Raw genomic sequence first — 6,408 nt, 5'->3', positions numbered from 1 at the left:
ACCCCGTTTTTTATTGATACGTCGACCACCTAGTTCTACACAGCGCCTTGTACAATCTTTCCCTCCCCGACGCTCTTCCTATCAGGTGCCGATCGGCCCCGGGCCCCGGGTGGCCGACGCGCGCGCGGCCGCCGTGCCCGGTGACTTCGGGCTCGCCGCCTCCTGGTCGCGCTCCTCCTCGCCCCAGGGCGGGCCGGGCACCGGCGCACCCGCGGCACCGGCCGTGCCGCCGCCCGCGGTCGCGCCCGACACGGGTCCCAAGACGTGGCGGCCGTGGCGGTTCCGGATGTCCAACGACGTGTGGGGCACGCCCGCCGTGGCCGGCAACCTCGTCTACGTCACCTCCTTCGAGGTGCACGCCCTGGACGTCGGCACGGGCCGCCGCAGCTTCAAGACCCGGGACGTCGCCTGGTCCATGGCGGTCGCCGACGGCCGCGTCCACGCCTCCGACGGCCCCACCCTGTACGCCCTCGACGGCGCCGACGGCTCCGACCTGTGGCGGCTGCCGACCGACGCGTGGGTGTACTCCCTCCAGGCCGCCCGGGGCACGGTCGTCACCGGCACGCGGGGCGGCGGCGTCCAGGCCTGGGAGGCCGCCAACGGCGAGAAGCTATGGGAGATCACCGGCGCCCAGACCGACTTCGAGACGCCGGAGGCCGGGCCCGCCGTCTTCGACGGGACGGTGTACGTCTGGAAGGACGCGCGGCTGCGGGCCCTGGAGGCCCGTACCGGCGAGGAGCGCTGGTCCTACCCCGTGGGCGACGCGGCCTCCTGCGGCGGCGTGCCGGTCCGCGTCACCCAGGCCCCGGACGGCTATGTGTACGTCGCCGCCGGCACCCGCGTCCTGGCCGTCGACGTGGCCGCCGGGCACGTCCGCTGGCACTTCGAGGCGCCCGCCGCCTTCCTCAGCCCGCCCGCCTTCGCGCCCGGCCCCGCCGTCACGGGCGGCGGCGTGTACCTCGCCGACTACCTCGGCACGGTGTACGCCCTGGACGCCACGGACGGCCGCGACCGCTGGCGCATCGCCACGGAGTCCCGCTCCTCCATCGAACCCGTCCTCGTCGCCGACGGCCACGTCCACGTGGGCAGCGGCAAGGGGCTCTACACCCTGGACGCCGTCACCGGCACCCCGAAGTGGCGCTTCCAGGCGGGCGGCGAGGTCGTCGGGGCGCCCGTGGTCGCCGACCGGCGCATCCACTTCGGCTCCACGGACCACCTGCTCTACACCCTGAAGGCCGACGACGGCCGGCTCCGCTGGAAGCTGGCCACCGGCGGCGAGATCACGGGGACACCCGTGGTGCGGGACGGCGTGGTGTACGCGTGCAGCAAGGACCGCTGCGTGTACGCGCTGGACGCGGAGCGGGGGACGGGCACCTCACCCCGGACCTAGGGGCCGTCACCGGTCCCAGGGGCCCCGGCCGTCACCGGTCCGGGGGTTCCTCCGGTGGATGGCCCGGGGCGTCCTCCGGGGTGTCCTGCGGGCGCTTCTCCCAGAACGGGCGGTTGCGGTCGGGGTCGTCCCGGTGCCCGTGCGCGTGGCGGCCGGCGGGGCGCGCACGGCGGCCCGGGCGGCGGCGCGGCTCCGGTGCGCCGGTGTCGTCGTACGCCGGCCCCGCCACGCGCAAGCGCCCGGCCATGAGCGCCGCCGCGAGCAGGAGCAGGACCCCGCCGCCGAGCGCCGCGAGGACGCCGAGGCCGAGGCCCGAGCCGTCGCCGGAGACGGACAGGCTCCCCTCCTTCTGGCCTTGGCGGACCATCCACAGCACCGCGAAACCGAGCACGACGACGCCCGCGAGCGCCACGAGCAGCCGGGACCGCAGCAGCAGCCCGACCAGCGTCACCAGCGCCGCGCAGGCCATGGGCAGGAAGAGCGAGCCGAAGAGCTGCGCCCCGGAGTCGGTGACACCGCCCCCGGAGAACAGCTCGCCCAGGCGGTAGTCCCGCCCGTGACGGCCGTCGTACCAGGCTCGGAAGGGGCTCCATACGGCGGCCGTCGCTCCGATGAGAGCGAGGACCGTGCCGAGGACGTTGCGGACCATGCCGGCCTCCTCGTACGTCGTCCACGCACGGTGGCTCCGTACGCGGCTCTCAAGATCGACGCTACGCCGGGTAAGGCACCCCCGCCACGCGGCCGCCGCGCTTCCTAGCGGACCCGGAAGCCGCCGCCCCGGCGGCCCCCGAACAGCTCCGCCTGCCGGTCGGGCGGCAGGTTCCCGAGGGCGATCAGGTGCGGCGCGTGGGCCAGCGCCTGGGAGCGGGCGGCCTCCTTCGCCGTCCACAGGGCCCGGACCGTGCCCTGCACCGCCTCGGTGGGGTAGGAGGCGATGATCTCGGCCGCCCGCACGGCCGCCTCCCGCGCGCCGCCCGGCGCCGTCAGCTCCGAGACCAGGCCCGTCTCGTACGCCCTGCGCGCCGAGATCCGCTCGGCCGTGCCGAGCAGCGCCATCCGCGCCACCTCGCCGAACGGCATGCGCTGCGCCATGTGGATCGTCTCGTACGCGCTGACCATCCCGTAGGCGGTGTGCGGGTCGAAGAACGTGGCGCGCTCGTCGGCGACCAGGAACTCCGCCTCGCCCAGCAGGTAGAACGCGCCCCCGCACGCCATGCCGTTGACGGCGGCGATCACCGGTTTCCAGAGGTCGTTCGCCTTCGGGCCGATCGCGACGAGCGGGTCGTCGATCATGTACGGAGAGCCGGGCTGCGGCACCTCGGCGGCCCGGTCGATGCCGGTGCAGAAGGCCAGGTCGCCCGCGCCGGTCACCACGATGGCGCGCACCGAGTCGTCGTGGCGGAACCGCCGCCAGGCGGCGGTCAGCCCGGCGGCCGTCGCCAGGTCGATCGCGTTGTGCCGCTCCGGGCGGTCCAGGGTGAGGACCGCCACGCCGGTGTCCTCGTCGAGGGCGGTGCGCAGGGCGCCGCCGGGCCCGCTCACGGGCGCTCCAGGATCCAGCGCGGGAGCGTGACCCCGTCCACGTCCGCGAAGACCGCCTGCACGCGTGCGCCGATCCGCAGCCGCGCCGGGTCGACGGAGTTCGGCGGGTCCTCGGGGGAGGAGACGAGGTTGCCGACGAGGCGGATGCGGGGGGCGTCGGCCAGCTCGACCAGGACCACGTTGTACGGGGCCAGCGCGGCGTAGGCGGGCAGGAGCGGGGGATGCGGGACGACGTAGGACCAGACGCGGCCGTGGCCGCTCATCCTGTGCCACTCGCTGTCGAAGGAGTGGCAGTGGGGGCAGCAGGGGCGGGGCGGGAAGCGGAGTTCGCCGCACGCGGGGGCGGCGCACCGCTGTACGCGCAGTTCGCCCCGGGCGGCGTAGCCCCAGAAGGGGGCGCCGTCGTCGTCCATGACGGGGCGGAGCAGCCCGCTGGTCGTCGTGGTCGCGTCTGCCATGTGATCGTCCTTTGCGGGGAGGGGGGATCGTCGTGGCCGCTCGCGCTCTTCGTCGGCCCCTCAGGGGGCCCGCAGGAGCAGGGCCGAGGTGGGGACTCCCTCGCCGGCCGTCACCAGGCAGGTGGCCGCGTCCGGGACCTGGGCGGTGGAGGTGCCCCGCAGTTGCTTGACGCCCTCGGTGATGAGGTTGAAGCCGTGGACGTAGGCCTCGCTGAGGCCGCCGCCGCCCGTGTTCAGGGGCAGCCGGCCGCCGCTCTCCAGGGCGCCGCCCTCGGTGAACGCGCCGCCCTCGCCGCGCCCGCAGAAGCCGTAGCCCTCCAGGGAGAGCGGGATGAGCGGGGTGAACGCGTCGTAGATCTGCGCGACGTCCACGTCCTGCGGGCCGAAGTCGGCCTGCTTCCACAGGTGCCGGGCGGCCGTCCAGGCGGGCCCCGAGAGCGGGTCGTCGGTCCAGTAGTTGACCATGCCGTGGTGCTGCGCGGGCAGGCCCTGCGCGACGGAGTGGACGTACACGGGCCGGGCGCGGCAGTCGCGGGCCCGCTCGGCGGAGACCACCACGCACGCCAACGCCCCGTCCGTCTCCAGGCAGTTGTCGAAGAGGCAGAGCGGTTCGCTGATCCAGCGCGAGGTCATATACATGTCGCGGGTCAGCGGACGGTCGTACATCATCGCGGCGGGGTTCTGGTTGGCGCGGTTGCGGCAGGCGAGGGCGACGTTGAAGAGGTGGTCGCGGGTGGTGCCGTACTCGTGCATGTGGCGGCGCGCCAGCATCGCGATCTCGTCGGCCGGGCGGAGCAGGCCGAAGGGGCGCGTCCACTGGGCGGGCGTGGGCAGTTGGACGGCCGTGTTCTTCCAGGGGCGGGGGCCGCTGCCGCGCTTGCGGGACCGCCAGGCGACGCCGACGCCCGCCTGACCGGTCGCGATCGCGGCGGCGAGGTGGGCGACGGTGGCGCAGGAGCCGCCGCCGCCGTAGCCGACCTTGCTGAAGAAGGTGACGTCGCCCGCCCCGACGGCCTTGGCGACCTCGACCTCGTCGGTCTCCTCCATCGTGTACGAGGCGAAGGCGTCCACCTCGGACGGGGCGATGCCCGCGTCGTCGAGCGCGGCGAGGATCGCCCGGCACGCCAACGTCCGCTCGCTCTCCGGCAGTTGCCGGGCGAACGCGGTCTGGCCGATCCCGACGATCGCCGTGGCGTCCTTGAGGGAAGGCATGGGTGGCGGCACCTCCGCGAGAGGGGCGTCCCGGCGGGTGTCCGGGCCGCTGACAGGGCGTCAGGCTACCGCTAATCTGACGGTCAGTCAGCTGGTGCGGTGGGAGGGGCTTGCGATGCGCGGCGACCTGGGGCCTGCGATCCGTGGCGACCTGCGGTGGGGCACCGTCCCCGGCCTCGTCCGGTCGGCCGCCGAGCGGTACGGCGACCGGGAGGCGGTCGTGGAGGGCCGCACCCGTATCTCGTACGGGGAACTGGGCCGGCGCGTGGAGCGGGCGGCGGCGGCCTGCGCGGCGAGCGGTGTCGAGCCCGGCGACCGCGTCGCCGTCTGGGCCCCCAACACCCTCGACTGGATCGTCTGCGCGCTCGGCGCGGTCTCGGCGGGGGCCGTCCTCGTCCCGGTGAACACCCGCTTCAAGGGCGCGGAGGCCGCCTACGTCCTGGCCCGCAGCCGCGCGCGGCTCCTCTTCGTCACCGGCACCTTCCTCGGCACCTCCTACGTCGCCGCCCTGCGCCGCGCGGCGGCCGAGGGCCCGGGGAGCGGGCCACTGCCGGGCCTTCCGCACCTGGAACAGGTGGTCGTCCTCTCCGACGACGCCCCGCGGGACTTCCGGACCTGGGACGACTTCCTCGCGGGCGGTGACGGCGTGGACGCGGCGGCGGTCCGCGCGCGGGCGCGGGCGATCGACGGAGCGGCGCCCTCGGACATCGTCTTCACCTCGGGCACGACCGGGCGCCCCAAGGGCGTCGTGATCACCCACGCGCAGACGCTGCGCTGCTACGACGTGTGGAGCGAACTGGCGGGCCTGCGCGAGGGCGACCGCTACCTGATCGTGAACCCCTTCTTCCACACCTTCGGCTACAAGGCCGGGGTCATCGCCTGCCTGACGCGGGGCGCCACGATGATCCCCCAGCCGGTCTTCGACGTCGACGCCGTCCTCGCCAGCATCGCCGCCGAGCGCGTCTCCGTCCTGCCCGGCCCGCCCACCCTGCACCAGGCGATCCTCGACCACCCCTCCCGCGGCCGGCACGACCTGTCGGCGCTGCGGCTCGTGGTGACGGGCGCGGCACTCGTGCCGCTCCGGCTGGTCGAGCGACTGCGCGACGAGCTGCGGGTGGGCACGGTCCTCACCGCGTACGGGCTCTCGGAGGCGAGCGGCATCGTCACGATGTGCCGTGGGGACGACGCGCCGGAGGTCATCGCCTCGACGTCGGGCCGGGCGATACCGGACACGGAGGTACGGGTGGTGTCACCGGCGGGCCGGCCGCTCTCCCCCGGGCACCCCGGCGAGATCCAGGTGCGCGGCCACCACGTCATGCGGGGCTACTTCGAGGACCCGGAGCAGACGGCCCGCGCGGTGACCCCGGACGGCTGGCTGCGCACCGGGGACATCGGCGTCCTGGACGTGCGGGGCAACCTGCGCGTCACGGACCGCATGAAGGACATGTTCGTCGTCGGCGGCTTCAACGCCTACCCCGCCGAGATCGAGCGGCTGCTCACCGCCCACCCGGACGTGGCGGACGTCGCGGTGATCGGCGTACCGGACCCGAGACTCGGCGAGGTGGGCCGGGCGTACGTGGTGCGACGCCCGGGCTCGACGGTGACGGCGGACGACCTGATCGCCTTCTCCCGCCGGGAGATGGCGAACTACAAGGTGCCGCGGACGGTGGAGTTCGTCCACCACCTGCCGAGGAACGCGAGCGGGAAGGTGGTGAAGGGACAACTGCGGCAGAGCCCCCCCACCGGACCGCCCGAAGGCCGCCCCTGAACCCTGAGGCCCACCGCGACACTCCGGACGGCCCCGAA

The 6,408-nt window shown here is 74.6% G+C and carries 5 protein-coding genes and 1 pseudogene; 2 read left to right on the top strand and 4 right to left on the bottom strand.

Going from position 1 to position 6,408, the window contains the following annotated elements:
* Window positions 1-85 precede the first annotated feature (85 nt).
* A pseudogene (locus ABZ385_RS18840) lies at window positions 86-1,390 on the top strand (PQQ-binding-like beta-propeller repeat protein); the annotation flags it as partial.
* A gap of 31 nt (window positions 1,391-1,421) precedes the next feature.
* Here ABZ385_RS18840 and ABZ385_RS18835 read toward each other — a convergent pair.
* From ABZ385_RS18835 to ABZ385_RS18820, 4 genes are all read right to left on the bottom strand, one after another.
* Window positions 1,422-2,039: a hypothetical protein gene (locus ABZ385_RS18835; protein ID WP_358912254.1), complete on the bottom strand. Its 618-nt coding sequence runs from the start codon at window positions 2,037-2,039 to the stop codon at window positions 1,422-1,424.
* Window positions 2,040-2,143: 104 nt separating this feature from the next.
* A complete protein-coding gene (locus tag ABZ385_RS18830) occupies window positions 2,144-2,932 on the bottom strand; it encodes an enoyl-CoA hydratase/isomerase family protein (RefSeq protein ID WP_358580334.1) in 789 nt (262 codons plus the stop codon).
* A complete protein-coding gene (locus ABZ385_RS18825; protein ID WP_358580332.1) occupies window positions 2,929-3,390 on the bottom strand; it encodes an OB-fold domain-containing protein in 462 nt (153 codons plus the stop codon). Before ABZ385_RS18825 ends, ABZ385_RS18830 begins: the two co-directional genes overlap by 4 nt.
* 60 nt (window positions 3,391-3,450) lie before the next feature.
* Window positions 3,451-4,602 carry a lipid-transfer protein gene (locus tag ABZ385_RS18820; RefSeq protein WP_358580330.1) on the bottom strand — a complete coding sequence of 384 codons (1,152 nt, stop codon included), beginning with the start codon at window positions 4,600-4,602 and terminating at the stop codon, window positions 3,451-3,453.
* Between the two features lie 115 nt (window positions 4,603-4,717).
* Between ABZ385_RS18820 and ABZ385_RS18815 the strand changes: the two genes are divergently transcribed.
* Complete coding sequence (locus ABZ385_RS18815) at window positions 4,718-6,370, top strand: FadD3 family acyl-CoA ligase (protein WP_358912252.1); 1,653 nt, start codon at window positions 4,718-4,720, stop codon at window positions 6,368-6,370.
* The last annotated feature ends 38 nt before the right edge of the window (window positions 6,371-6,408 follow it).

It is taken from the genome of Streptomyces sp. NPDC005898, assembly GCF_040629635.1.
In the GTDB taxonomy this organism is placed as follows: domain Bacteria; phylum Actinomycetota; class Actinomycetes; order Streptomycetales; family Streptomycetaceae; genus Streptomyces.
The sequence above is the reverse complement of the archived record's forward strand: the minus strand, read 5'-3'. Positions and strand labels throughout refer to the sequence as shown.

What these genes read in the sequence shown, in the direction of transcription:
- ABZ385_RS18835 (WP_358912254.1), bottom strand. Translation starts at nt 2,039, where the DNA reads ATGGTCCGCAACGTCCTCGGCACGGTCCTCGCTCTCATCGGAGCGACG.
- ABZ385_RS18825 (WP_358580332.1), bottom strand. Translation starts at nt 3,390, where the DNA reads ATGGCAGACGCGACCACGACGACCAGCGGGCTGCTCCGCCCCGTCATG.
- ABZ385_RS18820 (WP_358580330.1), bottom strand. Translation starts at nt 4,602, where the DNA reads ATGCCTTCCCTCAAGGACGCCACGGCGATCGTCGGGATCGGCCAGACC.
- ABZ385_RS18815 (WP_358912252.1), top strand. Translation starts at nt 4,718, where the DNA reads ATGCGCGGCGACCTGGGGCCTGCGATCCGTGGCGACCTGCGGTGGGGC.